27 protein-coding genes are annotated in these 26932 nt (G+C 60.8%); 20 read left to right on the forward strand and 7 right to left on the reverse strand.

Annotated elements, in window-relative coordinates; genetic code table 11:
* Positions 1-35 precede the first annotated feature (35 nt).
* The 4 genes from mnmE to hemE all read right to left on the reverse strand — a co-directional run bounded on the left by mnmE (position 36) and on the right by hemE (position 4440).
* Positions 36-1355 carry a tRNA uridine-5-carboxymethylaminomethyl(34) synthesis GTPase MnmE gene (mnmE, locus tag DEM27_RS29575; protein ID WP_109461849.1) on the reverse strand — a complete coding sequence of 440 codons (1320 nt, stop codon included), beginning with the start codon at positions 1353-1355 and terminating at the stop codon, positions 36-38.
* 87 nt (positions 1356-1442) lie between these two features.
* Positions 1443-2708 carry a transcription termination factor Rho gene (gene rho / locus DEM27_RS29580; protein WP_109461850.1) on the reverse strand — a complete coding sequence of 422 codons (1266 nt, stop codon included), beginning with the start codon at positions 2706-2708 and terminating at the stop codon, positions 1443-1445.
* 182 nt (positions 2709-2890) lie between these two features.
* On the reverse strand, positions 2891-3427 hold the full coding sequence (gene hemJ / locus DEM27_RS29585) for a protoporphyrinogen oxidase HemJ (protein ID WP_109461851.1): 537 nt from the start codon (positions 3425-3427) through the stop codon (positions 2891-2893).
* Positions 3424-4440 (reverse strand): uroporphyrinogen decarboxylase, encoded by a 1017-nt coding sequence (gene hemE, locus DEM27_RS29590; RefSeq protein WP_420028867.1) that lies wholly within the window; start codon positions 4438-4440, stop codon positions 3424-3426. The genes hemJ and hemE overlap by 4 nt, the downstream gene beginning before the upstream one ends.
* A 423-nt stretch (positions 4441-4863) precedes the next feature.
* Between hemE and DEM27_RS29595 the strand changes: the two genes are divergently transcribed.
* From DEM27_RS29595 to dnaQ, 5 genes are read left to right on the forward strand one after another with little or no spacing between them, the layout of a single operon-like run.
* Positions 4864-5685 carry a pyruvate, water dikinase regulatory protein gene (locus DEM27_RS29595; RefSeq protein ID WP_109461853.1) on the forward strand — a complete coding sequence of 274 codons (822 nt, stop codon included), beginning with the start codon at positions 4864-4866 and terminating at the stop codon, positions 5683-5685.
* Between the two features lie 32 nt (positions 5686-5717).
* Positions 5718-6317, forward strand: a complete 600-nt coding sequence (locus DEM27_RS29600; protein ID WP_109461879.1) for a Maf-like protein — start codon at positions 5718-5720, stop codon at positions 6315-6317.
* The gene (locus DEM27_RS29605; RefSeq protein WP_109461854.1) at positions 6310-7170 is read left to right on the forward strand and encodes a shikimate dehydrogenase; all 861 of its coding nucleotides are present in this window, start codon (positions 6310-6312) and stop codon (positions 7168-7170) included. Before DEM27_RS29600 ends, DEM27_RS29605 begins: the two co-directional genes overlap by 8 nt.
* On the forward strand, positions 7167-7766 hold the full coding sequence (gene coaE / locus DEM27_RS29610; RefSeq protein WP_109461855.1) for a dephospho-CoA kinase: 600 nt from the start codon (positions 7167-7169) through the stop codon (positions 7764-7766). Before DEM27_RS29605 ends, coaE begins: the two co-directional genes overlap by 4 nt.
* A 1-nt stretch (position 7767) precedes the next feature.
* Positions 7768-8472, forward strand: a complete 705-nt coding sequence (gene dnaQ / locus DEM27_RS29615) for a DNA polymerase III subunit epsilon (RefSeq protein ID WP_109461856.1) — start codon at positions 7768-7770, stop codon at positions 8470-8472.
* A gap of 81 nt (positions 8473-8553) precedes the next feature.
* On the opposite strand, the gene secB is transcribed toward dnaQ, so the two are convergent.
* Positions 8554-9018, reverse strand: a complete 465-nt coding sequence (gene secB / locus DEM27_RS29620) for a protein-export chaperone SecB (protein ID WP_109461857.1) — start codon at positions 9016-9018, stop codon at positions 8554-8556.
* Positions 9019-9122: 104 nt separating this feature from the next.
* The gene (locus DEM27_RS29625) at positions 9123-9644 is read right to left on the reverse strand and encodes an FxsA family protein (RefSeq protein WP_109461858.1); all 522 of its coding nucleotides are present in this window, start codon (positions 9642-9644) and stop codon (positions 9123-9125) included.
* 152 nt (positions 9645-9796) lie between these two features.
* On the opposite strand from DEM27_RS29625, the gene DEM27_RS29630 reads away from it, so the two are divergent.
* The 5 genes from DEM27_RS29630 to gyrB all read left to right on the forward strand — a co-directional run bounded on the left by DEM27_RS29630 (position 9797) and on the right by gyrB (position 15122).
* Positions 9797-10498: a Tim44/TimA family putative adaptor protein gene (locus DEM27_RS29630; RefSeq protein ID WP_109461859.1), complete on the forward strand. Its 702-nt coding sequence runs from the start codon at positions 9797-9799 to the stop codon at positions 10496-10498.
* Entirely contained in the window at positions 10495-11613 is a 1119-nt protein-coding gene (mltA, locus tag DEM27_RS29635) for a murein transglycosylase A (protein WP_109461860.1), read from the forward strand. The genes DEM27_RS29630 and mltA overlap by 4 nt, the downstream gene beginning before the upstream one ends.
* The gene (locus DEM27_RS29640; protein ID WP_109461861.1) at positions 11613-12176 is read left to right on the forward strand and encodes a Smr/MutS family protein; all 564 of its coding nucleotides are present in this window, start codon (positions 11613-11615) and stop codon (positions 12174-12176) included. The genes mltA and DEM27_RS29640 overlap by 1 nt, the downstream gene beginning before the upstream one ends.
* Complete coding sequence (locus tag DEM27_RS29645; RefSeq protein WP_109461862.1) at positions 12173-12538, forward strand: helix-turn-helix domain-containing protein; 366 nt, start codon at positions 12173-12175, stop codon at positions 12536-12538. The genes DEM27_RS29640 and DEM27_RS29645 overlap by 4 nt, the downstream gene beginning before the upstream one ends.
* A gap of 148 nt (positions 12539-12686) precedes the next feature.
* A complete protein-coding gene (gene gyrB, locus DEM27_RS29650; protein WP_109461863.1) occupies positions 12687-15122 on the forward strand; it encodes a DNA topoisomerase (ATP-hydrolyzing) subunit B in 2436 nt (811 codons plus the stop codon).
* A 190-nt stretch (positions 15123-15312) separates the two neighbouring features.
* Here the strand turns inward: gyrB and DEM27_RS29655 are convergent, their stop codons facing one another.
* A complete protein-coding gene (locus tag DEM27_RS29655; RefSeq protein ID WP_109461864.1) occupies positions 15313-15912 on the reverse strand; it encodes a nitroreductase family protein in 600 nt (199 codons plus the stop codon).
* A gap of 172 nt (positions 15913-16084) precedes the next feature.
* Between DEM27_RS29655 and DEM27_RS29660 the strand changes: the two genes are divergently transcribed.
* The 10 genes from DEM27_RS29660 to DEM27_RS29705 all read left to right on the forward strand — a co-directional run bounded on the left by DEM27_RS29660 (position 16085) and on the right by DEM27_RS29705 (position 26730).
* Positions 16085-17038 (forward strand): glutathione S-transferase family protein, encoded by a 954-nt coding sequence (locus DEM27_RS29660; protein ID WP_109461865.1) that lies wholly within the window; start codon positions 16085-16087, stop codon positions 17036-17038.
* Between the two features lie 72 nt (positions 17039-17110).
* Positions 17111-18538 carry a pyridoxal phosphate-dependent decarboxylase family protein gene (locus DEM27_RS29665; protein WP_109461866.1) on the forward strand — a complete coding sequence of 476 codons (1428 nt, stop codon included), beginning with the start codon at positions 17111-17113 and terminating at the stop codon, positions 18536-18538.
* A gap of 253 nt (positions 18539-18791) precedes the next feature.
* Entirely contained in the window at positions 18792-20072 is a 1281-nt protein-coding gene (locus tag DEM27_RS29670) for a polyhydroxyalkanoate depolymerase (RefSeq protein ID WP_109461867.1), read from the forward strand.
* Between the two features lie 157 nt (positions 20073-20229).
* A complete protein-coding gene (locus DEM27_RS29675; RefSeq protein ID WP_109461868.1) occupies positions 20230-20667 on the forward strand; it encodes a DUF2852 domain-containing protein in 438 nt (145 codons plus the stop codon).
* Positions 20668-20760: 93 nt separating this feature from the next.
* A complete protein-coding gene (locus tag DEM27_RS29680; RefSeq protein ID WP_109461869.1) occupies positions 20761-21522 on the forward strand; it encodes a M48 family metallopeptidase in 762 nt (253 codons plus the stop codon).
* 75 nt (positions 21523-21597) lie between these two features.
* Positions 21598-22266, forward strand: a complete 669-nt coding sequence (locus DEM27_RS29685) for a phosphoribosylanthranilate isomerase (RefSeq protein ID WP_109461870.1) — start codon at positions 21598-21600, stop codon at positions 22264-22266.
* A 3-nt stretch (positions 22267-22269) separates the two neighbouring features.
* Positions 22270-23490, forward strand: coding sequence for a tryptophan synthase subunit beta (trpB, locus tag DEM27_RS29690; RefSeq protein ID WP_109461871.1), 1221 nt, complete (start codon positions 22270-22272; stop codon positions 23488-23490).
* 4 nt (positions 23491-23494) lie between these two features.
* A complete protein-coding gene (gene trpA / locus DEM27_RS29695) occupies positions 23495-24334 on the forward strand; it encodes a tryptophan synthase subunit alpha (RefSeq protein WP_109461872.1) in 840 nt (279 codons plus the stop codon).
* 57 nt (positions 24335-24391) lie between these two features.
* Positions 24392-25351, forward strand: a complete 960-nt coding sequence (gene accD, locus DEM27_RS29700) for an acetyl-CoA carboxylase, carboxyltransferase subunit beta (RefSeq protein WP_245446218.1) — start codon at positions 24392-24394, stop codon at positions 25349-25351.
* Positions 25352-25377: 26 nt separating this feature from the next.
* Positions 25378-26730, forward strand: coding sequence for a bifunctional folylpolyglutamate synthase/dihydrofolate synthase (locus DEM27_RS29705; RefSeq protein ID WP_109461873.1), 1353 nt, complete (start codon positions 25378-25380; stop codon positions 26728-26730).
* Positions 26731-26932 lie beyond the last annotated feature (202 nt).

Below are 26932 nucleotides of genomic sequence, written 5' to 3' on the forward strand. Positions count from 1 at the left end.
TCACGTGGAACGTTATTAGCGATGTTTCACGTGAATCATTTGCCGACACAAAATTCCGAGAAGATTACGCCGAGCAAATCCTCAACGTCTATTCGCCCCGTCATTCGCTCCAGCGCTTGCGAAGCGCGACGCAAATATTCCGCCCGGATATCCAGGCTCTCATTCGTCTTTATCAGAGCGAGACCGAGGTCTTCAACCATATTACGCAAATTCTGGCGCTGACGCTCCCTGGCGGGCATCGAGAATGCTGCTCTCTCACCGATGAAACCGACATCGGAAAGCAGCAGTTGCCGCAATTCCGCCAAACCCTGGCCGGTAGCCGCGGAAATATGAAGATCGTAACTGGTAGCGACATCGTCCTGTCGATGCCGATCCGCCTGGGTCCCAATGTGCAGTATTTTTGCCTGCGTGACAAAATTTTGTTTCGATAGCGAATCGTTTCCAATCTCATCCAGATAAAGAATGATATCCGCTTCGTCGATCTTGATGCGCGCGCGGTCGATGCCGATCCGCTCGATGCGATCGTCGGTCGATCGCAGGCCGGCTGTATCATACAACCGGACGGAAAAGCCATCCATATCGAGATCGACATGTAGAACATCCCGCGTCGTGCCGGCGACGTCGGTCACGATGGCGACATCGCGTTCGGCCAGCCTGTTCATAAGCGTCGATTTGCCGGCGTTCGGTGGACCGGCAATAACCACCTTGAGTCCGTCTCGTATGATTTCCGCCGTCCTGCCGTCCTCCAGATGACGCGTCACGTCCAGAAGCAGCCCTTCAAGATCCGGCCAAACCAGATGTGACACCGAACCCGGGATATCGTCTTCATCAGCAAAATCAAGCTCCGCTTCGATCAGTGCCCGGGCGCGAGTGATACGATCGGCCCAGGCATAATAAAGGGCGGATAAACCGCCGGAGCTCTGCTCGACGGCAAGCCGCCGCTGCATTTCCGTTTCGGCGTGAATGAGATCCGCAAGACCTTCGATCTCCACCAGATCCATCTTGCCGTTTTCAAAGGCACGCCTGGAGAATTCTCCGGCTTCAGCCAGACGAAAAGAAGCGATCCGCGACAACCTGCCCAGAACGGCGGAAATCACCGCCCGGCCGCCGTGGATCTGTAGTTCAAGGCAGTTTTCGCCGGTGAAGGAGTAGGGGGCAGGAAACGATATGACGATCGCCTCGTCGAGCAGATCGCCATCGTCGGTAAGAAGGCGGCGACGCGTTGCCCGGCGTGCTACGCCCTGGCTGATACCGAAAGCTTGGAATACCTGCCACGCCTGCGTTCCGCTCACCCGAATGACTGCGACACCGGCCGGAGGCGCACCGCTGGACAATGCAAAGATGGTATCGCGCATCCGATCTTTATCCCAAAAAACGAAAAGGTGGGCGAAGCAGCCCACCTTACATACCTCAAACTCGATTGAATCCGGCTAATTAAAAACTCAGGTGTTCATCGAGTCGAAGAAGTCACCATTGGTCTTGGTCTGCTTCAGCTTGTCGATGAGGAATTCGATTGCATCGGTCGTGCCCATCGGCGCGAGAATCCGGCGAAGGACAAAGATCTTCTGCAGGTCCTGGCGCGGAACCAGCAGGTCTTCCTTACGCGTGCCCGATTTGAGGATGTCCATCGACGGGAAGATACGCTTGTCGGCCACCTTGCGGTCGAGCACGATTTCCGAGTTACCGGTGCCCTTGAACTCTTCGAAGATCACTTCGTCCATGCGGCTGCCGGTATCGATCAGCGCCGTGGCGATGATGGTGAGAGACCCGCCTTCTTCGATGTTGCGCGCCGCACCGAAGAAACGCTTCGGGCGCTGCAGGGCATTGGCATCGACACCACCGGTCAGGACCTTGCCGGAGGAAGGAACAACGGTGTTGTAGGCGCGGCCGAGGCGGGTGATCGAGTCGAGCAGGATGACCACGTCGCGGCCATGCTCGACGAGACGCTTCGCCTTTTCGATGACCATTTCGGCAACCTGGACGTGGCGCACGGCCGGCTCGTCGAAAGTCGAGGACACGACTTCACCACGCACCGAGCGCTGCATGTCCGTCACTTCTTCCGGACGTTCGTCGATCAGGAGGACGATCAGGTAACATTCCGGATGGTTGGCGGTAATGGAATGGGCAATGTTCTGCAGCAGAACCGTTTTACCGGTGCGCGGCGGCGCGACAATCAGGCCACGCTGGCCCTTGCCGAGCGGCGCCACCAGGTCGATGACGCGGGCAGAGAGATCCTTGGAGGTCGGATTGTCCAACTCCATCTTGAAACGCTCGTTCGGATAGAGCGGCGTCAGATTGTCGAAGTGGACCTTGTGACGGATCTTTTCCGGATCGTCGAAATTGATGGTATTGACCTTGAGCAGCGCGAAATAGCGTTCGCCTTCCTTGGGGCCGCGGATCGGGCCTTCGACGGTGTCGCCGGTCTTCAGCGAAAAGCGGCGGATCTGCGAAGGGGAAATGTAGATGTCGTCGGGGCCGGGCAGATAGTTGGCATTGGCCGAACGCAAGAAACCGAAACCATCCTGAAGAACTTCGACGACACCTTCGCCGATGATCTCGACATCCTGGCTGGCGAGCATCTTGAGGATCGCGAACATCAGCTCCTGCTTGCGCATCGTGCTGGCGTTCTCGACCTCGAGCGACTCGGCAAATGCGAGAAGATCAGTCGGAGTCTTATTCTTAAGTTCTTGAAGCTTCATTTCAGCCATGAAGGGGACCACAATTCAATTTTTTCGGGGAAAGGCGTGCTGATCGTCATCAGTGCTACGGATAAAGGCCGCAGACGATAAAATGTTACACATGCCACGAGAAGAGATGCGCGGAAAATAGCGACTCACTTGCAGCGCCGCAAGAGGGAACGTCAAAAACAGCGAAATTAAAACATTCGCATTCAGAAGGGCTTGACCACCACGAGGATAACGATGGCGATCATCAGCAGGGTGGGGACTTCGTTCATGAACCGCCAATGGCGCGCCGGTTTGCGCGGCCCGTCCTGTGCAAAGATCCGCGCGGACTTGGCAAGATAGTCGTTGTATCCCGTCATCAGCACGACAAGCGCGATCTTGGCATGCAGCCAGCCGCCCTGGAAACCGTAAATCGACCAGGCAAGGTAGAGGCCAAGCAGCCAGGTGATGATCATGGCCGGCCGCATGATCACGTTCATCAGCCGCCTTTCCATCACTTTGAAGGTTTCCGATTGTTTCGAACCGGGTTCGGCATCGGTGTGATAGATGAACAGCCTCGGCATATACAGCAGGCCGGCCATCCACGAGATGACGGCAACGATATGGAACGCCTTGGCCCACAGGTAGAATTGATCGTTCTGCCAGACATAGAGACCGCCGAGCACGGCGGCAAAAACCGCGATCGCCGTCAACGCCCGCCATTTCGCCCTGGCGCCTTCGCGCGGATCCGTCTGTTGCGTCATCGTGTCCGATCCCAACCCCGCACCCGATCGACAAGGGTCGTCACATGCGCCGGGTCCGCCTGCGGCGTGATGCCGTGGCCGAGATTGAAGATCAGCGGGCCCTGGCCGAGTTCCTGGAGGATGTGATCGATGCCGTCGGTCAGCGCCTTGCCGCCGGCCACCACACGCATCGGATCGAGATTGCCCTGCACCGGGCCGTCCTTTTGCAACTCCCTGGCAAAAGCCAGCGGCACCGACCAGTCGAGGCCGATGGCGTCCGCGCCGGTCTTCTGGCGATAGTCGCGCAGCATGTATCCGGCGCCCTTGGCAAATGCGATGATCCTGGCTTTCGGCCGCCGGGATTTGACCGACGCGATGATCCGTCGCACCGGTTCGACCGCATAGGCGGCAAACTCGGTCTCGCCGAGAACGCCTGCCCAGGAATCGAAGATCTGTACGGCATCGGCACCGGCATCGATCTGCGCCACGAGATAATCGGCGGAGATGTCGGCGAGAAAAGCGAGCAGTTCGGCAAAGATCTTCGGCTCGCGATAGGCAAACAGCCGGGCCGGCGCCTGGTCCGGTGTGCCTTTGCCTGCAATCATGTAGGTCGCCACCGTCCAGGGCGCGCCGCAGAAACCGAGCAGGGTGGTTTCCTGCGGCAGTTCACGGCGCAGGCGACTGACCGTCTCGAACACCGGCTTGAGGTGGCCAAGCACGGCATCCGGCTTCAAGGCTTCGATGCCGGACACGTCGATCGGATCCATCTCCGGTCCATGGCCTTCGGTGAAACGTACATTGCGCTTCAGTGCATCGGGAATGACCAGAATATCGGAAAACAGGATCGCGGCGTCGAAGCCGTAACGACGGATCGGCTGCAGCGTCACTTCCGTTGCAAATTCCGGCGAATAACACAGATCGAGAAAACTGCCGGCTTTGGCGCGGGTTTCCCGGTACTCCGGCAGATACCGGCCGGCCTGGCGCATCAGCCAGATGGGAGGCGGACAGATGGTCTCACCGTTCAGCACTCTCATGATCTTGCGGTCGTCGGTCAATGCGGCTTTCCCTAAAACAAAGAAATCATTTCAAAGGTTTTTCTATTTCTTAGAGTCGGTGGGTATCAAGGATTAAAATCCATCCCCAGCCTGCTCATTTTGACGCGCCCTTCAGCAATCTGCCCGGATCAATTCATGCACGTCGGCGCGAAACGGGAGAAGCAAGATGATTTCGTTTTGGAATCAGTGGGATGTGCGAGAATGGACTGGCATTCGATCTGGGGACTTCCTGTGGATAAGAAAAAGCCGGAAAACACTTGTCCACAGAACCCACAGTTCCGGATATTCGCAATGCGCCAGGGATAGTGGTGTGGATAAATCGGCAGTTTTCCCTTGCCTTGCGGCCGGCTCCGTCTCAGGCTCGATCTTATCCATGGTTTTCAACAGGGGGTGGAGTTTAACGTGGAGAACAGAAGAAACTTCTTCCATCTGCACCTTATTTCTGACTCAACCGGCGAGACTCTCATCTCCGCCGGCCGGGCAGCCTCGGCTCAGTTCAAGCTGCACAATCCGGTGGAACACGTCTATCCGCTGATCCGCAATCGCAAACAACTGCTGCCGGTACTGCAGGCAATCGACAAGGAACCCGGCATCGTTCTTTATACGGTGGTCGACCAGGAACTGGCTGCCCTCGTGAAAGAACGCTGCGAAGAGATCGAAGTTCCCTCCGTCAATGTGCTGGAACCGGTGATGAATACGTTTCAGGCCTATCTCGGCGCGCCGTCGCGCCGCCGGGTCGGTGCGCAGCATCGCATGAATGCCGATTATTTCGCCCGCATCGAGGCTTTGAACTTCACCATGGACCACGACGACGGCCAGGCGCCGGATGGTTATGAGGAAGCCGATGTGGTGCTGGTCGGCATCAGCCGTACCTCGAAGACGCCGACGAGCATCTATCTCGCCAATCGCGGCATCAAGACCGCCAATGTCCCGATCGTCAATGGCGTCGCCTTGCCGGAAAGTCTGTTGGGTGCCACGAAGCCGCTGATCGTCTGCCTGATCGCCACGTCCGACCGGATCTCGCAGGTGCGTGAAAACCGCATCCTCGGGACCACGTCCGATTTCAACAATGGCCATTACACCGACCGGGCGACGATTTCGGAGGAACTGAAATACGCCCGTTCCTTATGCGCCCGTCACAACTGGCCGATTATCGACGTGACGCGCCGTTCGATCGAAGAAACCGCGGCCGCCATCGTTGCCTTGCGGCCAAAGCTGCGCTAATCGCGGCTCTGTCCATCTGGAGGATCATGCCGATGCCGCTTCCCCTGATCCTGGCGTCCTCAAGCCCGTTCCGGCGCGGCTTGATGGAAAATGCCGGGCTGCGCTTCGAAGCCGTCGCCGCCGAAATAGACGAGAGGGCGATCGAGGCGCCGCTGGAACAAAAGGGCGCGACACCGGATCAGGTGGCGCTGGTGCTGGCGGAAGCCAAGGCGCTGGATGTCAGCCGTCGTTTTCCGGGCGCTGTCGTTCTGGGGTCCGATCAGACCATGTCGCTTGGCGCGCGCGTCTATCACAAGCCGAAGGACCGGCGGGAAGCCGCAGAAAATCTCCTGTCGCTGGCGGGCAGGACCCATCAACTGAACAGCGCAATCGTGCTTGCCCGCGACAATGAAATCCTGGTCAGGGAGGTTGCGCATGCCAGGCTGACCATGCGCGCTTTCAACGCGGAATTTGTCGAGACCTATCTCGACCGGGTGGGAGAAACAATTTTCAGGAGCGTCGGCGGCTATCAGTTGGAAGGCGAGGGAATCCAGCTTTTCTCCGCCATAGACGGCGACTATTTTACCATTGTCGGCATGCCGATGCTGCCCCTGCTCGAGCATCTGCGCAATCTTGGTGTTATCGATGCATGATTCACGTGAAACAATTGCCGGCAATGCCTTTGTCGTCGGCCACCCGATCAAACATTCGCGATCGCCGCTGATCCATAATTTTTGGCTAAAGCAGTTCGGATTGCCGGGCGCCTATCGTGCCGTCGATGTCGCGCCGGAAAATTTCGAAAGTTTTCTTGCGGGGGTGAAAGACGGTTCGTCCGATTTTCGCGGCGGCAATGTCACCATCCCGCACAAGGAAGCCGCCTACAAACTGGCGGACCGGCCGGATGCGCTCGCGGAAGAACTCGGCGCTGCCAATACGCTGTGGCGGCAGGATGGGCTGATTTTTGCCACCAATACCGACGGTTACGGTTTTGCCGCCAATCTGGATGAACGCCAGCCCGGATGGGATGGGCACAAGAAGGCCGTGATCTTCGGTGCCGGCGGTGCGGCGCGGGCGGTGATCCAGGCGGTAAGGGATCGGGGATTTTCTGAGGTGCATGTGGTCAACCGCACCCTGGCCCGTGCCCGGGAACTCGCTGATCGTTTCGGCCCGAAGGTACACGCCCATCCGCAGGAAGCGCTGGGCGAAGTGCTGCAAGACTGCGGCCTGTTCGTCAACACGACATCGCTGGGTATGGATGGCGAGCAGGCTGTGACCATCGACTTTTCGCCGCTTTCGTCCGGTGCGGTGGTGACCGACATTGTTTATGTGCCGTTGCGCACGCCTTTCCTGCAGCAGGCGGAGCAGCAGGGTTTCGCCACCGTCGATGGCCTGGGCATGTTGTTGCATCAGGCAGTACCGGGATTTGAAAAATGGTTCGGCAGGCGGCCGGTGGTGGAAGAGGCGGTGCGTTCGCTCATCATCGCGGACATGGCGGCACACGCATGATCCTCATCGGTCTCACCGGTTCGATCGGCACGGGCAAGTCGACGACGGCTGCGATGTTTGCGGCCGAGGGCATTCCGGTCAATGATGCCGACAAGGTCGTACACGATCTCTATCGCGGCGAAGCCGCCGCACCGATCGAGCAGGCCTTTCCCGGCGTCGTCGAAAACGGCGTCGTGAACCGCGAAAAATTATCCGGGCAACTGTCGGGGAATCCGGATAAATTCCGGCAGTTGGAGGCCATCGTGCATCCACTGGTGCGGCAAAAGGAAAAAGCGTTCATCGAGAGCAGCACGTCGGCCGGCGCCGACATGGTCGTGCTCGATATACCGCTGCTGTTCGAAACCGGCGGAGAAAATCGCGTCGATGTCGTCGTCGTTGTTACCTGCGATCCGGAGATCCAGCGCCGGCGGGTGTTGGCGCGACCGGGCATGACGGAAGAAAAATTTGCGATGATCCTGTCTCGCCAGATGCCGGATGGTGAAAAACGCCAACGGGCCGATTATCTGATCGATACCGGCAACGGCATGGATACCGCCCGCCGGCAGGTGCTGGATGTCATCGCAGCGTTGCGGGCCGACAAGACAAGAGAGAGCTGAGATGCGCGAGATCATTTTCGATACGGAAACCACCGGCCTCGACAACAAGACGGACCGGATCATCGAAATCGGCGGCATCGAGCTCTTCAATCATTTTCCGACTGGCAACACGCTGCATCTGTATATCAATCCGGGCAACACCAAGGTGCATCCGGATGCGTTGGCGATCCATGGCATCACCGATGAATTCCTCAAGGACAAGCCTGTCTTTGCCGATGTCGCGGAAAAAATCGTGTCGTTCTTCCAGGGCGCGAAATGGATCGCCCACAACGCCAATTTCGACATGGGTTTCATCAATGCGGAGCTCGGGCGCCTTGGCATGCCGGCCGTTCTGCCGGACCAGGTGATCGATACGCTGGCGCTGGCACGCCGCAAAAATCCGATGGGCCCGAATTCGCTCGATGCACTCTGCCGCCGGTATGGCATCGACAACTCCCACCGCACCAAGCACGGCGCACTGCTCGACTCCGAACTTTTGGCGGAAGTCTATATCGAGATGATCGGTGGCCGTCAGGCGGCCCTTGGTCTCAGCCAGACCGGGTCGTCGTCCAGAACCACTGCGGGGCAGGACGACGACGTCATTGCCGGTGTTCGCCGGCGCCCGCATGCGTTGCCGCCCCGTATCAGTGTCGAGGAAAAAACGGCGCATGATGCGCTGGTCGCAAGCCTCGGGGCCAAGGGCCTCTGGCAGCGATACGACGCCTGAAGCAACGGCCCGGCCGCAAGGACAAAATAAAACGCCCGGACAATATCCGGGCGTCAAAAGATCGGAAAGTTTTCAGGTCGTTCAGTTCGGAACGGCTGAAACCTTGGCGCGGGCCTGTTCTTCGGCCATGCGCTGCGTGAACATCTGCGCAAAATCGATCGGGTCGATCATCAGCGGCGGGAAGCCGCCGTTGCGGGTTGCGTCGGCAACGATCTGGCGTGCGAAGGGGAACAGGAGGCGCGGGCACTCGATGAAGAGAACTGGCAGCATGTGTTCCTGCGGGAAACCGGTGATGCGGAAGACGCCGCCATAGATCAGTTCGCAGTTGAACAGAACCTTGTCGCCATCCTTGGCTTCGGCATTCAGCGACAGCACAACGTCGAAATCCGAATCCGACAGCGGATTGGCGTTGACGTTGACATTGATGTTGATGTCCGGTGCCTGGTCGCGGGACTGCAAGGACCGCGGCGCGCCGGGGTTTTCGAAGGAAAGATCCTTGATGTATTGAGCCAGAATATTGAGGCTCGGGCTTTGCTCATTGGCCATAGGCTGTTCCTTGCGGCGTTCTAGGGGTGAAGCCATCTACCATTTCGCATTTCGGCTTACAACCCTTGCCGCTTCCGGCTCGGTTTTCCCGCAAGCGTCATCTTTCAGTCACCGATGCGCGGCTTGTCCGACCAGGGGGAGTTGGGATCGGGCCCGCGGCTGAAATCATCGTCGTCGAGGTCGACCACCGGGCCGCCGTTCCGGCTGTTGCGTGGACCGCCGGGTTGGCCGCCGGGATAACCGGATGCATAAAAATTCTTCGAACCCATCACGACGATACGCGGGCTCAGCAGTTTCCAGGCGAGATCGCGCACCGGCGGAATGAACAACAACAGGCCGATGATGTCGGTGATGAAGCCCGGCAGCAGCAGCAGGAAGCCGGCGATCACGATCATCGCCGCGTGCACGAGTTCGCGGCTCGGAACGCCGCCGTCGCGACTTTCGGCGGAAATCCTGCGGAGAATGCCGAGACCCTGCTGCCGCAGCAGGAAAATTCCCAGCATCGACGTGGCGATCACCAGCCCCAGCGTCGCCAGCACACCGATCTCCTGACCGACCAGAATGAAACCGGCGATTTCCGCAAACGGCAGCAGCAGGAAGATCGCGGGCAGGAAAGAAAATCGCATTTCGTTGTTCCGTGCGAGAGTTTGAGGATCGTTTAACCGTATAACGCTTAAGACGTCGGGACCAAAGATGTGCTTTGGCTATTTGAATGATCGGCCCATGCAGACTATATGGGTTGGAAGACGACAAATTTTAACAGCGGTTCTGGAACGATATGGGCTCTAGCGATTTCGTGACACTCTTTTTTCTGGTAGCGGCGGTCCTGATATTCCTGCAGCTTCGCAGCGTGCTCGGCCGGCGAACCGGAAACGAGAAACCGCCGTTCGATCCCTATTCGGCGCGTGATCTGTCGAAGGGACCGGAATCGGCTGAAAACGGCAAGGTGGTGACCCTGCCGCGTCGCGATGCCGCCGAAGGCGACGATCGTTTTGCCGCCATCGACGCCTTTGCCAAGCCTGACACCGATCTCAATCGCGGCCTGCGCGAAATCCTCAAGGCGGATCCCACCTTCAACCCGAAGGAATTTCTGACCGGCGCCCGCATGGCCTATGAGATGATCGTCATGGCGTTTGCCGACGGTGACCGCAAGACGCTGCGCAATCTCCTCTCCCGCGAGGTCTATGAAGGTTTCGATGCAGCGATCGTCGATCGCGAAAGCCGTGGCGAAGCGGTGAAATCGACCTTCGTCGGCATCGACAAGGCCGAAGTCCTGCATGCGGAAATGAAGGACAACGAGGCGCAGTTGACGCTCCGCATCGCCTCGCAGCTGATTTCGGCGACCTACGACAAGGCCGGCACGCTGATCGACGGGGATGCCGAGGCCGTTGCCGAAGTCAACGATGTCTGGACATTTGCCCGCGACCTGCGTTCGCGTGATCCGAACTGGAAGCTGATCGCGACCGAATCGGAACAATGAGTGCCGATCCCTCAGATTTTACGCTCCAGCCCCTAAGCTTTGCAGAGCTTCCCGGCTGGAGCGAGGATGATCCGACATCCCTGCTGGCGCCCATGGGCGCCTGTCTTCGTCATGTGACCGAGATAAAACCCTATCGCACCGGTTCGCTCGGCCTTTCGACAGCCGATCTCCTCCCCCTTCTCGAAGCCGCCGGCCATGCTTTTCCCCGCAGCGCGCAGGAGGCGCGGCGATTTTTCGAGGCGCACTGTACGCCGTTTCGCATCGCCAGGCGGGATGGCCATGCCGGTTTCGTCACCGCCTTCTACGAACCGGAAGTCGCGGTTTCGGAACGCCGGGAAGGCGAGTGGAGACATCCGTTCTATCGCCGCCCGCATGATCTTGCCGACATCGACGATAGCAACCGTCCATCAGGGCTCGACTCATCCTATGCCTTCGCGCTCGCCGGCCCCGACGGTTTTAGCGCCTATGCCGACCGGCAGGCTATCGACCGGGGACATCTTACCGGACGCGGCCTGGAGATCGCCTGGGCGAAATCGAAGATCGACGTGTTTTTCGCCCATGTCCAGGGTGCGGCCCGGCTGCGATATGCCGACGGCAGCGTCCGGCGCATCACCTATGCCGCCAAGGCCGGCCACCCGTTTTCCGCCATCGGCCGGCTGTTGATCGATCGCGGCGAGATCGACGCCCGTGATATCTCCATGCAGGCAATCCGCGCCTGGCTGACCGCCCATCCGGAGCAGATGGACGAGGTGATGTGGCACAATCGCTCCTACATCTTCTTTCGCGAGGCCGCAGTCGACGATCTTTCGGCGGGCCCGGTCGCTGCCGCGAAAGTGCCGCTCGTCGCCGGCCGGTCGCTGGCGGTCGATCGGCTTATCCATACGTTCGGCTTTCCCTTTTTCATCCGCTCGGAAAACCTCACCCATCTGGATGGCGGAAAGCCGTTTGCGCGGTTGATGCTGGCGCTCGATACCGGAACCGCCATCGTGGGCCCGGCGCGGGGGGATATCTTTACCGGCTCGGGTGATGCGGCCGGGGAGCTGGCGGGAACGGTGCGCAACGCCGCCGATTTTTACATCCTGGTTCCGAACGCGGCAGCGGCGAGGTTTCGCTGATGGCGAAGGATCGCAAGCTGAACGCCGAGGAGCGCATCCTGTGGGGCAAGGTTGCCCGCTCTGCCCGCGCTTTGCCCGGCAAGCTCGAGGACCTCATGGCCTTCGAGGATCTTGAAACGCCACCGCCGCCGCAGGAAATATCCTCGAAGGAAAAACCCGGCATTGCGGCGAACAAGGCCGCCGAGACCGGCCAGGCGGAAAAGAAGCCGTCGCCGCCACGGCACCACCCGCTGGAAAAACCGGTCAAGCGCAAGCTCGCCCGCGGTCGCCTGGCGCTCGAAGCCCGTATCGATCTTCACGGCATGGTGCAGAGCGAGGCGCATGTCATGCTGCTCGATTTCCTGATCCGCGCTCACGAACGCGGCATGCGGCACGTGCTGATCATCACCGGCAAGGGCAGCTCGATGGGCAGCGAAGGCGCGCTGAAGCGGGCCGTGCCGATGTGGTTCTCGAAGCCGGAATTCCGTTACCTGATCTCGTCGCACGAGCCGGCGGCCCAACATCACGGCGGCGAGGGCGCGCTGTATGTGCGGCTGTCCCGGCGCGGGCGGGAGGCCTTATGACTCCCTTCGGCATGGCCGTGCGCAGCCTGCGGGAACGCAAGGGTGTGTCGCAAAAGCAGATGGCTGCGGCGATCGGCGTTTCGCCCGCCTATCTTTCCGCCCTGGAACATGGCCGGCGCGGCAAGCCGAGCTTCGATTTCCTGCAGCGGGTGGCGGGTTATTTCAACATCATCTGGGACGAGGCGGAAGAACTGTTCATGCTGGCCGGCGTCTCCGATCCGCATGTCAGCCTCGATACGTCGGGCCTGCCGCCGGAATACACCGCCTTTGCCAACCGTTTGGCGCGGGTGATTCGCCAACTTGACCCGCAGCTGATAGAACAGCTCGACATGATGGTGAAAAATGCCTCGAAGCCGTCCTAAACCGGCCTTCATCCCCTGTTTTATGCCGGGTTCCAGCCGCGGAGATTTGGAACTTGCGCCTAAAATCCCTATATTCGACAGAGGATAATAGCGTGATTCGCCTGAGAATCCTTCGCGTCTTCTCTGACAAATCTGGAAAGACTTCTTGATGACAGACACACCTGAGACCGAAACCGGCGCCAACGCCGAATACGGTGCCGACTCCATTAAGGTTCTCAAGGGACTGGATGCCGTTCGCAAGCGGCCGGGCATGTATATCGGCGATACGGACGACGGTTCCGGCCTGCATCACATGGTGTACGAAGTCGTCGACAACGCCATCGACGAAGCGCTGGCCGGCCATGCCGACATCGTGACGGTAACGCTCAATCCGGACGGTTCGGTGACGGTGACCGACAACGGCCGCGGCATCCCGACCGACATCCACACCGGCGAGGGCGTTTCGGCAGCCGAAGTCATCATGACGCAGCTGCATGCCGGCGGCAAGTTCGACCAGAACTCCTACAAGGTTTCCGGTGGTCTGCACGGCGTCGGCGTGTCTGTCGTCAACGCCTTGTCCGTCTGGCTGAAGCTGCGCATCCGCCGCGGTGGCAAGCTGCACGAAATCGCCTTCACCCACGGCGTCGCCGATGCGCCGCTGCAGGTGATCGGCGATTACGAGGGCCGCTCGGGCACGGAAGTCACCTTCCTCGCCAGCCCGCAGACTTTCACGATGACGGAATTCGATTACGGCACGCTCGAGCATCGCCTGCGCGAACTCGCCTTCCTGAATTCCGGCGTGCGCATCCTCCTGACCGACAAGCGGCATTCCGACATCAAGCAGGAAGAGATGATGTATGACGGCGGCCTCGAAGCCTTCGTCGCTTATCTCGATCGCGCCAAGAAGCCGCTTGTCCAGAAGCCGGTGGCGATCCGCAGCGAGAAGGACGGCATCACCGTCGAAGTCGCGATGTGGTGGAACGACAGCTACCATGAAAACGTGCTGTGCTTTACCAACAATATTCCGCAGCGCGATGGCGGCACGCACATGGCCGGCTTCCGCGCCGCCCTGACCCGCCAGATCGTCTCTTATGGCGAAAGCTCCGGCCTGACGAAAAAGGAGAAGGTGTCGCTGACCGGCGACGACTGCCGCGAGGGCCTGACGGCCGTGCTGTCGGTCAAGGTGCCGGATCCGAAATTCTCGTCGCAGACCAAGGACAAGCTTGTCTCGTCGGAAGTGCGGCCGGTGGTCGAAAGCCTCGTCAACGAAGCGCTCGGCACCTGGCTCGAGGAGCACCCTGCCGATGCCAAGGTTCTGGTCGGCAAGGTCATCGAAGCCGCTGCCGCCCGCGAAGCCGCCCGCCGCGCCCGCGAACTGACGCGCCGCAAGGGTGCCCTCGACATCGCCTCGCTGCCCGGCAAGCTTGCCGATTGCTCCGAGCGTGATCCGGCGAAGTCCGAACTGTTCCTGGTCGAGGGTGATTCGGCCGGCGGTTCCGCCAAGCAGGGCCGGTCGCGCGAAAGCCAGGCCATCCTGCCGCTGCGCGGCAAGATCCTCAATGTCGAGCGCGCCCGTTTCGACAAGATGCTATCGAGCCAGGAAATCGGCACGCTGATCACCGCGCTCGGCACCTCGATCGGCAAGGACGAGTTCAACGCCGACAAGCTGCGTTACCACAAGATCATCATCATGACGGATGCCGACGTCGACGGCGCCCACATCCGCACCTTGCTGCTGACCTTCTTCTTCCGCCAGATGCCGGAGCTGATCGAGCGCGGCCATCTCTTCATCGCCCAGCCGCCACTCTACAAGGTGACGCGCGGCAAGTCGGTGCAGTATGTCAAGGACGAGAAGGGTCTCGAAGAATATCTCATCGGCATGGGCCTGGACGATGCCGCACTGCATCTCGCCTCGGGTGAAGTCCGCACCGGTCATGACCTGCGCGAAGTGGTGCAGGACGCTTTGCGTCTGCGCAGCCTGATCGATGGCCTGCATTCGCGTTACAGCCGTTCGCTCGTCGAACAGGCGGCGATCACCGGCGCCCTGAATGTCGAACTGACCACCGATCGTGCGCGGGTCGAACAGATGGCGGCCGATGTCGCCCAGCGGCTGGATCTGATCGCCGAAGAGACCGAGCGCGGCTGGACCGGCCACGTGGCTGCCGACGGCGGCCTGCGTTTCGAACGCATGGTGCGCGGCGTCAAGGAAGTCGCGGTGCTCGACATGGCGCTGATCGGCTCTTCGGATGCCCGCTACATCGACCAGATGACATCGCGGCTCAAGGACATCTACGCCGCCCCGCCGGCGCTGGTGCGCAAGGAAGGCCGCATCGAACTCTCCGGCCCGCGGGCATTGCTCGACGCGATCTTCGCTTCCGGCCGCAAGGGCCTCTCGATGCAGCGCTACAAGGGCCTTGGCGAAATGAACGCCGAGCAGCTGTGGGAAACGACGCTGGATCCCAACGTCCGCTCGTTGCTGCAGGTCCGCGTCACCGATGCGACCAATGCCGACGGCCTGTTCTCCCGCCTGATGGGTGATGAGGTCGAGCCGCGCCGCGAGTTCATCCAGGAAAACGCCCTCAGCGTCGCAAACCTGGATATCTAGTCTTTTCTGGGGATGGCGGACGCTATAGGTTGACAAAAAAGTCCGCCAAAAGATTCAAGCGCTTAGTGTTTCACGTGAATCATGGTTAATATGATTCACGTGAAACAAACTCAAAAGTCCGGCTGCTAGAGCATTTCCAGCCGAAGCGGAATCGCTTCGGCGTCGGACAATGCGGCAAAAACAAAATACTCTAGCCGGCGAATTTCCCTTCGAAAGCCACCTCTGAAAGGGCCTTGCGCTGGCTCGGCAGTTCGCGTGCCCGCAGATCATCGGGGAGCGTTTCCTTGCCTGCCAGCCGGCCGATCGCGGCGGCGGCCTCCACGCGGTAATCTTCGGCTGGCACGTCCAGCACCGACATTGCCTTCGCCCGGTCGATACCACCCATGCCGTGCGCGTGGAGGCCAAGCTTCGTCGCCTGCAAAGCCAGCGCCATCCAGGCCGCTCCCGTATCGAAGGCATGGGTATAGGCGGCGCGCCGTTCGCCGGTGGTTGCGGAAATATTATGCGTACGTGAAATCAGGATGACGAGGGCTGCGGCATTTTTGGCCCAGCGCTGGTTCGACTCGTCGAGAATGTCGAGCAATACCGGCCAGGCGGCGCTGTCACGCCGGGCATAGACGAAACGCCAGGGCTGGCCGTTGCCGGCCGATGGCGCCCAACGGGCAGCATCGAGGATCGTCAGCAGCGTTTTCTCGTCGATGGTTTCGCCGGTGAAGGCGCGGGGCGACCAGCGGTCGAGAAAAAGCGCATCGATGTCGTGCTCGGATTGGCGGTGGTTGCTGCTCGTCATGTCGGGATCCGTTGTGGTGGGAAAACCTCTTCAAGATAGGCAGGCGCCTGTAAAGCGCAAGGCGCAGATCCGCATTCGATTGACACTGTGTCGCCGGAAAAGAACGGGTCAGCGCTGCGAAATCACGCTATGCAACGACAAAAGCAAAGGTTCCGGATTGGAGTGAAGATCGATGCTCGTCGAAGGAAAATGGACGGCCGACTGGCATCCCGTGCAGGCGAAGGACGACAAGGGCGGCTTCGTCCGCCAGATCTCCGGGTTCCGCAACTGGGTCACGGCCGATGGCGCCGCCGGCCCGACCGGGGAGGGTGGTTTTGCCGCCGAAGCGGGGCGTTATCATCTCTACGTCGCCCTGATCTGCCCCTGGGCGTCGCGCACCCTCATCGGCCGCTCGCTGAAAGGACTTGAGGACGTCATTGCCGTTTCCATCGTCGAGCCGGCCCTGACCAAAGAAGGATGGCGCTTCGGCTCCTATCCGGGCGCCACGACCGACGCGGTCAACGGCGCGCTTTATATGCACGAGATCTACACCAAGGCCGATCCGCGCTATACCGGCCGCGCCACGGTGCCGGTGTTGTGGGACAGGCAGAAGAACACCATCGTCAACAACGAGTCCGCCGATATCCTGCGCATGCTGAACACCGGTTTTGGTCCGCTGGCGAAAAACGACATCGATCTCTACCCGGCGGCTCATCGCTCCGCCATCGATGCCTTCAGCGACAAGATCTATCCCGCTCTCAACAACGGCGTCTATCGCGCCGGCTTCGCCACGACGCAGGTCGCTTACGAAGAGGCGTTCAACGATGTCTTCCGCTGCCTCGACGAGGTCGACGCAGCGCTGGAGGGCAAGCGTTTCCTCTTTGCCGACCATCCGACGGAAAGCGACATTCGCCTGTTCGTGACACTCGTGCGTTTCGACGTGGCCTATCATGGCCTGTTCAAATGCAATCTGCGGCGGGTCGCCGACTATCGCAACCTGCGCCCCTTCGTGCGTGCGATGCTGGACTGGCCGGGCATCCGGAAGACGGTCGATATCGACCACATCAAGCAGGGATATTATTCCATCGCCTCGCTCAATCCGAACGGCATCGTTCCGGTCGGGCCGGATCTCTCCGAAGTGTTGTAACCCGCCTCCGGGGTCTCGACGCTGCCCACGCGCCGTCCTATGGTCGGTGTGTTGGAGTTCGGGAGGCATTGGATGCAGGACGAGGAATTTCGCCGCTGGTCGGAAAAGGCAGCGGCTTGGGGCGCGCAATACCGGGAAACATTGCGCGAGAGGCCGGTGCGCGCCAAAACGATGCCGGGGGATATCGCCGGCAGGATCGCCGATGCACCGCCGGAATCCGGCGAAGCGATGGACAGCATCTTCCGGGATTTCGAAGATTTTATCGTGCCGGGCATGACCCATTGGCAGCATCCGCGGTTCTTTGCCTATTTCCCGGCCAATGCCGCGCCGGCCTCCGTGGTCGCCGAATATCTGGTGACGGCGATGGCCGCGCAATGCATGCTCTGGCAAACCTCGCCGGCGGCGACGGAGCTGGAAACCCGCATGGTGGACTGGCTGCGGCAGGCGCTCGGCCTGCCCGAGGGCTTTTCCGGCGTCATCCAGGATTCCGCCTCGTCCGCCACCCTGGCCGCGGTCCTCGTCATGCGCGAAAAGGCGCTGCAGTGGCAGGGTAACAGCAAGGGGCTTTCGGCGAACCCGGCGGTGCGCATCTATTCCTCCGATCAGGTCCACACTTCCATCGACCGGGCCATCTGGGTTTCCGGTGTCGGTTCGGACAATCTCGTGCGTATTCCGGCAACGGGCGCACGGCGCGCCATGGATGTGGCTGCCTTGGAAGCGGCGATCGAGCGTGACAAGGCGGCCGGTTTGCTGCCTGCGGGTGTCATCGCCTGCGTCGGCGGTACCAGCGTCGGCGCCTGCGACGATATCGGCGCAGTCATCGCGGTGGCGCATCGACACGGTCTCTATGTGCATGTCGATGCGGCCTGGGCCGGCTCGGCAATGATCTGCCCGGAATTCCGTGATCTCTGGGCCGGCATCGAGGCTGCCGATTCCATCGTCTTCAATCCGCACAAATGGCTGGGGGCGCAGTTCGATTGCTCGGTCCAGTTCGTGCGCGCACCCGAAGATCTGGTGCGGACGCTGGCGATCCAGCCGGAATATCTGAAGACTCATGGTCGCGACGGCATCGTCAACTATTCCGAATGGAGCGTGCCGCTCGGCCGGCGGTTCCGGGCGCTCAAACTGTGGTTCCTGCTGCGCCATCACGGGCTGGAAGAGTTGCGCACGATGATCCGCAATCACGTCGCCTGGTCTCGGATCCTGTGCGAGCGGCTACGCCAGGAGCCAGGTTTCGAGATCGTCTCCGAACCGGTTCTGTCGCTCTTTTCATTCCGCCACACGCCACCGGAAGGCGCCGATGCCGACGACCATAACCAGCGGCTGGTCAACGGCATCAATGACGACGGTCGGATCTACCTGACCCAGACCCGCGTGGACGGCCAGCTGGCGATCCGCTTCCAGGCCGGGCAGTTCGACATGCGGGAAGAAGACCTGGAGACCGCATTTTCCGTTATCACCGAGCTTGCAGGAAAGCCTCACCCCATGAACCGGGAGTAGGATCCTGCCAAGTTGTGATAGCCGGATCGTTAACCAGCTTCCGGGGACGGAACTTTAATATATGCCATGCCATTCTTTCCGCGAGGGAAATCCGGGTTTGCAGCGCAAGGCTGGCGGATTTCCTTCAAGGTTTAACTTTGTTGCCATGCAGCAAAAAACTGCTAGTCTGTCACCTTCCGCCGATCGGCGGGCTCATTATACGTCGAATTGGGAGCGGCGTTTTTGGACTGTCTCAAGAGAGGTAGCGCTTCCTATGTTTTATCAGCTCTATGAAATGAACCATGCAGCCATGGCGCCCTTCCGGGCTGCCGCGGAGATGACCCGGCTTGCCTACCGCAACCCGCTCAATCCCTTGTCCTATACGGCGGTCGGCCGTTCCGTCGCTGCCGGGCTGGAAGTGTTCGAGCGCGTCACGCGCCGTTATGGCAAGCCGGCTTTCAACCTTCCGGAAACGACGGTCGATGGTAAGGCTGTGGCAGTGACGGAAAAAGTCGTCTGGTCGAAACCTTTCTGCAATCTCCTGCATTTCGAGCGCGCCCTGCCTGCCGCCCATGCCTCGGATCCGAAGATCCTGATCGTTGCGCCGATGTCCGGCCATTATGCCACGCTGCTGCGCGGCACGGTCGAAGCCCTGCTGCCGAGCGCCGACGTCTATATCACCGACTGGATCGATGCGCGCATGGTGCCGTTGACCGAAGGCAACTTCGATCTCAACGATTACATCGACTACGTCATCGACATCATCCATCACCTCGGCCCGCAGACCAATGTCGTTGCCGTCTGTCAGCCTTCCGTGCCGGTGCTGGCTGCCGTGGCGCGCATGGAAGCGGAAAACGATCCGCTGGCGCCGGCCTCGATGACGCTGATGGGCGGGCCTATCGATACGCGTATCAATCCGACCGCCGTCAATGAGCTGGCCAAGAACAAGCCGATCGAGTGGTTCGAGGACAATGTCATCATGACGGTGCCGTGGCCGCAGCCTGGCTTCATGCGTCCGGTCTATCCGGGTTTCCTGCAGCTCTCCGGCTTCATGTCGATGAACCTCGACCGCCATATGATCGCGCACAAGGATTTTTACCTGCACCTCGTCAAGAACGACGGTGAGCCGGCGGAAAAACATCGTGACTTCTATGACGAATATCTGGCGGTGATGGACCTGACCGCCGAGTTCTACCTGCAGACCGTCGAGGAAGTGTTCATCAAGCACGCTCTGCCGAAGGGTGAGCTTTTGCATCGTGGCAAGCGCGTCGATACCGGCGCCATCCGCAATGTCGCCCTGCTTACCGTCGAAGGCGAAAACGACGATATTTCCGGTGTCGGCCAGACCAGGGCGGCGCAGACGATCTGCACCAACATCCCCGACGAAAAGCGCATGCACTACATGCAGCCGGATGTCGGCCATTACGGTGTCTTCAACGGCTCGCGGTTCCGCCGCGAGATCGCACCGCGCATCATCGCTTTCGCACGCGAACATTCCGCCATCACTGCCCGTCCCGGCATCAAGCGTATCATCAAGGGCGGCAAGTCCGCCTGAGGGATATCGCATGCTGCCGAAGACGCTGAATTAGAAATTTCAAATCAACGGCTTGTCCGATTTGGGAACAGGCTGTCTTGAAGCGGTGATCGGCGGTAACCACATCGTTTTCCAGGGTTGGCAAACGGCTGACCCCTGGAAACGAGGGTTATGAACGATGAATCAGTCAGCATTGCTCCGTCCGGATTGGACGCCGGCTACTATCGCTCTGATGGTGCTCGGCTTCGTGGTTTTCTGGCCCCTAGGCCTGGCCATGCTTGCCTACATCATTTTCGGCGACCGCCTGCGTGGTTTCAAGCGTGACGTCAACGAGGCGACGGACGGCTTCTTTGCCGGCTGCCGCAAGAACATGCATCGCCGCCGCCCGCACTTCGATACGGGCAACGTCGCTTTCGACGACTGGCGCAAGGCCGAACTCGACCGGCTGGAAGAAGAACGCCGCAAGCTCGACGAGATGCGTGCCGAATTCGACAGCTATGTCCGCGAACTGCGTCGCGCCAAAGACCAGGAAGAGTTCGACCGCTTTATGCGCGAGCGCAACACCTCCCGGCGCGATGACAGCACCGGTGGCGTTCCCGGATTTTCGACGCCCTGACGTCAGGAAGATCCTGTGATTTTGCAAACCGGCATCCTTCCGATGCCGGTTTTTATTTGCCTTGACCACGGGCGAATCGGATAAAAGCAGCGCATGTTCCCTTTCAAGAAAAAGCCGAAGAAAGCCGCCAAGCCACTGCCGGCCCCGGTCAAGCGGGTGCTCGACGTCGCCGGCCGCTCCATGCCCTTGACGATCCGCCAGCACAACCAGGCAACCCGCATCACGCTACGTATCGAGCCCGGCGGCCGCGCCTTGAAGATGACCATTCCTTCCGGTCTCGCCGATCGCGAGGTCAACGCCTTCCTCGACCGGCACCAGGGCTGGCTTTTGACCAAGCTGGCAAAATTCCCCGAGGAAGCCGGCCTGCGCTCTGGCAGCGCCATCCTGCTGCGCGGCGTCAGGCACCGCATCGAACATACCGGCCGTCTGCGCGGGCTGACGGAGGCGGTGCTGGTCGACGGCGAACCGGTCATCCGCGTCAGCGGCCTCGAGGAACATCTGGGCCGCAGGCTTGCCGATTTCCTCAAGAAGGAGGCGCGGCGCGAACTGGAAGCGCTGGTGGATGCGCATGCCTACCGTATCCGCCGTCCGGTCAATTCGATCAGCATGAAGGATACCCGCAGCCGCTGGGGGTCCTGCTCGGTCGACGGAAATCTGAGTTTTTCCTGGCGCATCGTCATGGCGCCGCCGCTGGTGATCGATTATCTCGCCGCCCACGAGGTGGCGCATCTCAAAGAGATGAACCACGGTCCGCGCTTCTGGGCGCTGTGCGAAAAACTCTGCCCGGAGATGGAAGAGGCCAAAGCCTGGCTAAAACGGCACGGTTCGATGCTGCACGCCATCGATTTTGGCTGAGCGCAGCCGGGGCCGGACGGCGGCAAGTCGCATTTCGGCTCGACTCTTTGCCCGTTTCGTGGCACTTGCGAGCCCATGAAGCCCGACATCAAGATTTGCGGATTGAAGACGCCCGAGGCGATCGACCGCGCGGTTCGCCGCGGCGCGACCCATATCGGTTTCATCTTCTTCGGCAAGAGCCCGCGCAACATCGAGCCGGATATCGCCGGCAAGCTTGCCGATGCCGTGCGTGGCCGGGTGAAGATCGTCGCCGTCACCGTCAATGCCGATAATGACGATCTCGACGAGATCGTCGCGCTCTTGAAGCCGGACATGCTGCAGCTGCACGGATCGGAAACGCCGGATCGGGTGCTGACGGTGCGGGCGCTGTACGGCCTGCCGGTGATCAAGGCATTTTCCGTGCGCGAGGCCGCTGATCTCGACAGGATCGATGCCTATATAGGCATTGTCGATCGTTTCCTGTTCGACGCCAAGCCGCCCGCCGGCTCCGATCTGCCGGGCGGAAACGGCGTGTCTTTCGACTGGACGCTGATGCAATCGCTTGACGGAAGCGTGGATTACATGCTTTCCGGAGGGCTGAACAAGGAGAATGTCGGCCTTGCCCTGGCCGTGACGAAGGCGCCCGGCATCGACATATCGTCGGGTGTCGAGAACGCCCCCGGGGTCAAGGACCTGGCGATGATCGACGAATTTTTCGACGCCGTAAAAGAAGCGACCGGGCGAAAAGCGGTTGCGGGGAGCTAAAGAGTGAACGAGACGCCAAAACCCAATTCGTTTCGCGCCGGCCCGGATGAAGATGGCCGGTTCGGCATCTTCGGCGGACGCTTCGTCGCCGAAACCCTGATGCCGCTGATCCTCGATCTGCAGGACGAATGGAACAAGGCGAAAACCGACCCGGCTTTCCAGGCGGAGTTGAAGGACCTCGGCGCCCATTATATCGGCCGCCCGAGCCCGCTCTATTTCGCCGAACGCCTGACGGAGCATCTGGGCGGCGCCAAGATCTATTTCAAGCGCGAAGAGCTGAACCACACCGGCTCGCACAAGATCAACAACTGCATCGGCCAGATCCTGCTCGCCAAGCGTATGGGCAAGACGCGCATCATCGCCGAGACCGGCGCCGGCCAGCACGGCGTTGCCTCTGCCACCGTTGCCGCCCGCTTCGGTTTTCCCTGCGTCGTCTACATGGGCGCGACCGACGTGCAGCGCCAGGCGCCGAACGTTTTCCGCATGAAGCTTCTCGGCGCCGAAGTCGTGCCGGTGACCGCCGGCAGCGGCACGCTCAAGGACGCGATGAACGAGGCGCTGCGCGACTGGGTCACCAATGTCGACGACACCTATTATCTGATCGGCACCGCCGCCGGCCCGCACCCCTATCCGGAACTGGTGCGCGATTTCCAGGCGGTGATCGGCACCGAGGCCCGCGAGCAGATCCTCGCCGCCGAAGGTCGTTTGCCGGATCTTGTCGTTGCGGCCGTCGGCGGCGGTTCGAATGCCATCGGCATCTTCCATCCCTTCCTTGACGACAAGGACGTGCAGATCGTCGGCGTCGAAGCTGGCGGCAAGGGCCTCGACGGCGAAGAGCATTGCGCCTCGATCACCGCCGGCTCGCCGGGTGTGCTGCACGGCAACCGCACCTATCTGCTGCAGGACAGCGACGGCCAGATCAAGGAAGGCCATTCGATTTCCGCCGGCCTCGATTATCCCGGCATCGGCCCGGAGCATTCCTGGCTCAACGATATCGGCCGCGTCGAATATGTGCCGATCATGGACCATGAAGCGCTCGACGCCTTCCAGGTCCTGACCAAGCTCGAGGGCATCATCCCGGCGCTGGAACCCAGCCACGCACTGGCCGAAGTCATCAAGCGCGCGCCGAAAATGCGCAAGGACCAGATCATCGTGATGAACCTGTCCGGCCGCGGCGACAAGGACATCTTCACCGTCGGCAAGATCCTCGGTATGGAGCTTTAAGATCATGACCGCCCGTATGGACAAACGTTTCGCCGATCTCAAAGCCGAAGGCCGTCCGGCCCTCGTCACCTATTTCATGGGCGGCGATCCGGATTTCGACACCTCGCTGCAGATCCTCAAGGCGCTTCCGGGCGCCGGCGCCGATGTCATCGAACTCGGCATGCCGTTCTCCGATCCGATGGCCGACGGCCCGGCGATCCAGGTTGCCGGCCAGCGCGCCCTCAAGGCAGGCCAGACGCTTGCCAGGACGCTCGATCTCGCCCGCGAGTTCCGCAAGGGCGACCAGGCGACGCCGATCGTCATGATGGGCTATTACAACCCGATCTATATCTACGGCGTCGAGCGTTTTCTCGACGATGCATTGGAAGCCGGCATCGACGGCCTGATCGTCGTCGACCTGCCGCCGGAAATGGATGACGAACTCTGCATTCCCGCACTCGCCAAGGGCATCAACTTCATCCGCCTGTCGACGCCGACGACGGATGAGAAGCGCCTGCCGGCGGTTTTGAAGAACACGTCGGGTTTCGTCTATTACGTCTCGATGAACGGGATCACCGGTTCGGCCTTGCCGGATCCGTCGCGGATCTCGTCCGCCGTGTCGAAGATCAAGGCGCATACCGATCTGCCCGTCTGCGTCGGTTTCGGCGTCAAGACGGCCGAACATGCCCGTCTCATCGGTGCAGCGGCAGACGGCGTCGTCGTCGGCACCGCCATCGTCGCTCAAATCGCCGGCAGCCTGACGGCGGACGGCAAGGCATCACCGGATACGGTCAATTCCGTCGTTACATTCGTGCGTGGACTTTCGACCGGTGTTCGTGCCGCCCGCCCTGTTGCTGCCGAATAGTTTCTCCATAGAGCATCCCGGCGCCGGTTTCGGCGCGGGCAATCAGGAGTATTGCAAGTGAACTGGATCACAAATTACGTCCGCCCGCGGATCAACTCCATGCTGGGCCGCCGGGAAGTCCCCGACAATCTCTGGATCAAGTGCCCGGAGACCGGCGAGATGGTCTTCCACAAGGATCTGGAAGAAAACAAGTGGGTCATTCCCGCCTCCGGTTATCACATGAAGATGCCGGCCAAGGCGCGCCTGGAAGACCTGTTCGACAATGGCGAATACGAGGCCCTGCCGCAGCCGAAGGTGGCGCAGGACCCGCTGAAATTCCGCGATTCCAAGAAATATATCGACCGCCTGAAAGATAGCCGGCTGAAGACGGAGCAGGAGGATACGATCCTCGCCGGCCTCGGCAAGGTCGAGGGCCTGAAGCTGGTCGCCGTCGTGCACGAGTTCAATTTTATCGGCGGTTCGCTCGGCATGGCTGCCGGCGAAGCGATCGTTCGCGCCTTCGAGCGCGCCATAACCGAAAAATGCCCGCTGGTGATGTTCCCGGCTTCGGGCGGCGCCCGCATGCAGGAAGGCATCCTGTCGCTGATGCAACTGCCGCGCACCACGGTTGCCGTCAACCTGCTCAAGGAAGCCGGTCTTCCCTATATCGTCGTGCTCACCAACCCGACCACCGGCGGCGTCACCGCCTCCTACGCCATGCTGGGCGACCTGCACCTGGCCGAGCCGGGTGCGGAAATCGGCTTTGCCGGCAAGCGCGTCATCGAGCAGACCCTGCGCGAAAAGCTTCCCGAAGGTTTCCAGACCTCGGAATACCTCGTCGAACATGGCATGGTCGATCTTGTCGTCAAGCGACACGATATTCCCTCGACGCTGGCACGGTTGCTGAAAATCCTGATGCGCAAGCCGGCCGACCTGCATGCCAATGGCACGAATGGCGCCAACGGCAGCAATGGTGCCAATGGCGCGCATGCAGCAGCACGCACCGGCAAGACGGCCGAGATAACCGTCGTCAATTGACGGCGACAGCATAAGGGAGTGGCGGGATGATCCCCATGCACCAATCCGCCACCAGTGAGGCGGCCCGGGAAATCGAACGGCTTCTCGGCCTGCATCCCAAGGGTTTCGACCTTTCGCTCGACCGTATCACCCGGCTTCTGGATATGCTCGGCAATCCACAGCGCCGTCTGCCGCCGGTCATCCACGTCGCCGGCACCAACGGCAAGGGATCGGTGACGGCCTTCAGCCGCGCGCTTCTGGAAGCCGCCGGCCTTGCCGTGCATGTCCACACCTCGCCGCATCTGGTCAACTGGCATGAGCGTTATCGCGTCGGCGTGCGCGGCGGCCGCGGCCAGCTGGTCGATGATGCGGTTTTTGCCGATGCGGTGCGCCGCGTGGCGGAAGCCAATGGCGGCCAGACGATCACCGTTTTCGAAATCCTGACGGCTGTCACCTTCATCCTGTTTTCCGAACAGCCCGCCGATGTCGCCATCATCGAAGTCGGGCTCGGCGGCCGCTTCGATGCCACCAATGTCATTGCCGATCCGGCGGTTTCGGTGATCATGCCGATTTCGCTCGATCACCAGGCCTATCTCGGCGACAGCGTCGAGCTGATCGCGGCGGAAAAGGCCGGCATCATGAAGCGCGGCCATCCCGTCGTCATCGGCCAGCAGCCGTTCGAGGCGGCGCGCGAGGTGCTGATCGCCACGGCGGAACGACTCGGCTGCCCGCTGCAGGTGTTCGGCCAGGATTTTGTCGCTTACGAAGAATTCGGGCGGCTGATCTACCAGGACGAACACGGCCTGTCCGATCTGCCCCTGCCGCGCCTGCCGGGCCGGCATCAATATGCCAATGCGGCGGCGGCGATCCGCGCCATCCGGTCAGCCGGTTTTACCGTCACCGAAGCGATGATGGACAAGGCCATGGCGTCGGTCGAATGGGCCGGCCGGCTGCAGCGGCTGACCGAGGGAGTGCTGGTCGCCGAGGCGCCGGAAGGTTCGGAAATCTGGCTGGATGGCGGGCACAATCCCGGTGCCGGCGAGGTGATCGCCGAAACCATGGCATCCTTCGAGGAACGCCAGCCGCGGCCACTGTTCCTGATCATTGGCATGATCAACACCAAGGATCCGGTCGGTTATTTTCGCGCCTTCAGCGGCCTTGCCGAATATGTCTTCGCCGTTCCGATCCACGGCAGCGATGCCGGCATCGATCCGGTGGTGCTGGCGAGTGCCGCCTACGACGCCGAACTGGTCGCCGAACCGGTGTCTAATCTCGGCGAAGCGCTGGCCGGCGTACGACGTCTGGTCAAGGCCGGCGATCCACCGCCACGCATCCTGATCGGCGGCTCGCTTTATCTCGCCGGCAATGTGCTTGCCGAAAACGGCACTCCGCCAACCTAAAGCAATTCCAGCAAAAGTGCGCAGCGGTTTTGCGTCCGGAAATGCTCTGAAAATACAAAAAAGCCCGGTCGAAGCCCAGCCACTAACGTAAATGTGGAATCGCTAAAATTTTAGTGATTCCACATTTTTTGGCGGAGGCGCTCACTCGAAATACAGGACATCCTCGAAGCGAACCGCGCCCTTTGCGAGGCCCAGACGCATC

The organism is Rhizobium album (genome assembly GCF_003122325.1).
Classification (GTDB): Bacteria; Pseudomonadota; Alphaproteobacteria; order Rhizobiales; family Rhizobiaceae; genus Metarhizobium; species Metarhizobium album.

What these genes read in the sequence shown, in the direction of transcription:
- DEM27_RS29655 (WP_109461864.1), bottom strand. Translation starts at nt 15,912, where the DNA reads ATGACGAGCAGCAACCACCGCCAATCCGAGCACGACATCGATGCGCTT.
- DEM27_RS29680 (WP_109461869.1), top strand. Translation starts at nt 20,761, where the DNA reads ATGTTCCCTTTCAAGAAAAAGCCGAAGAAAGCCGCCAAGCCACTGCCG.
- gyrB (WP_109461863.1), top strand. Translation starts at nt 12,687, where the DNA reads ATGACAGACACACCTGAGACCGAAACCGGCGCCAACGCCGAATACGGT.
- DEM27_RS29705 (WP_109461873.1), top strand. Translation starts at nt 25,378, where the DNA reads ATGATCCCCATGCACCAATCCGCCACCAGTGAGGCGGCCCGGGAAATC.
- DEM27_RS29660 (WP_109461865.1), top strand. Translation starts at nt 16,085, where the DNA reads ATGCTCGTCGAAGGAAAATGGACGGCCGACTGGCATCCCGTGCAGGCG.
- mnmE (WP_109461849.1), bottom strand. Translation starts at nt 1,355, where the DNA reads ATGCGCGATACCATCTTTGCATTGTCCAGCGGTGCGCCTCCGGCCGGT.
- hemJ (WP_109461851.1), bottom strand. Translation starts at nt 3,427, where the DNA reads ATGACGCAACAGACGGATCCGCGCGAAGGCGCCAGGGCGAAATGGCGG.
- DEM27_RS29605 (WP_109461854.1), top strand. Translation starts at nt 6,310, where the DNA reads ATGCATGATTCACGTGAAACAATTGCCGGCAATGCCTTTGTCGTCGGC.
- DEM27_RS29645 (WP_109461862.1), top strand. Translation starts at nt 12,173, where the DNA reads ATGACTCCCTTCGGCATGGCCGTGCGCAGCCTGCGGGAACGCAAGGGT.
- dnaQ (WP_109461856.1), top strand. Translation starts at nt 7,768, where the DNA reads ATGCGCGAGATCATTTTCGATACGGAAACCACCGGCCTCGACAACAAG.
- trpA (WP_109461872.1), top strand. Translation starts at nt 23,495, where the DNA reads ATGACCGCCCGTATGGACAAACGTTTCGCCGATCTCAAAGCCGAAGGC.
- DEM27_RS29600 (WP_109461879.1), top strand. Translation starts at nt 5,718, where the DNA reads ATGCCGCTTCCCCTGATCCTGGCGTCCTCAAGCCCGTTCCGGCGCGGC.
- rho (WP_109461850.1), bottom strand. Translation starts at nt 2,708, where the DNA reads ATGGCTGAAATGAAGCTTCAAGAACTTAAGAATAAGACTCCGACTGAT.
- DEM27_RS29665 (WP_109461866.1), top strand. Translation starts at nt 17,111, where the DNA reads ATGCAGGACGAGGAATTTCGCCGCTGGTCGGAAAAGGCAGCGGCTTGG.
- DEM27_RS29640 (WP_109461861.1), top strand. Translation starts at nt 11,613, where the DNA reads ATGGCGAAGGATCGCAAGCTGAACGCCGAGGAGCGCATCCTGTGGGGC.
- DEM27_RS29675 (WP_109461868.1), top strand. Translation starts at nt 20,230, where the DNA reads ATGAATCAGTCAGCATTGCTCCGTCCGGATTGGACGCCGGCTACTATC.
- coaE (WP_109461855.1), top strand. Translation starts at nt 7,167, where the DNA reads ATGATCCTCATCGGTCTCACCGGTTCGATCGGCACGGGCAAGTCGACG.
- hemE (WP_420028867.1), bottom strand. Translation starts at nt 4,440, where the DNA reads ATGAGAGTGCTGAACGGTGAGACCATCTGTCCGCCTCCCATCTGGCTG.
- DEM27_RS29630 (WP_109461859.1), top strand. Translation starts at nt 9,797, where the DNA reads ATGGGCTCTAGCGATTTCGTGACACTCTTTTTTCTGGTAGCGGCGGTC.
- DEM27_RS29685 (WP_109461870.1), top strand. Translation starts at nt 21,598, where the DNA reads ATGAAGCCCGACATCAAGATTTGCGGATTGAAGACGCCCGAGGCGATC.
- secB (WP_109461857.1), bottom strand. Translation starts at nt 9,018, where the DNA reads ATGGCCAATGAGCAAAGCCCGAGCCTCAATATTCTGGCTCAATACATC.
- DEM27_RS29625 (WP_109461858.1), bottom strand. Translation starts at nt 9,644, where the DNA reads ATGCGATTTTCTTTCCTGCCCGCGATCTTCCTGCTGCTGCCGTTTGCG.
- mltA (WP_109461860.1), top strand. Translation starts at nt 10,495, where the DNA reads ATGAGTGCCGATCCCTCAGATTTTACGCTCCAGCCCCTAAGCTTTGCA.
- DEM27_RS29670 (WP_109461867.1), top strand. Translation starts at nt 18,792, where the DNA reads ATGTTTTATCAGCTCTATGAAATGAACCATGCAGCCATGGCGCCCTTC.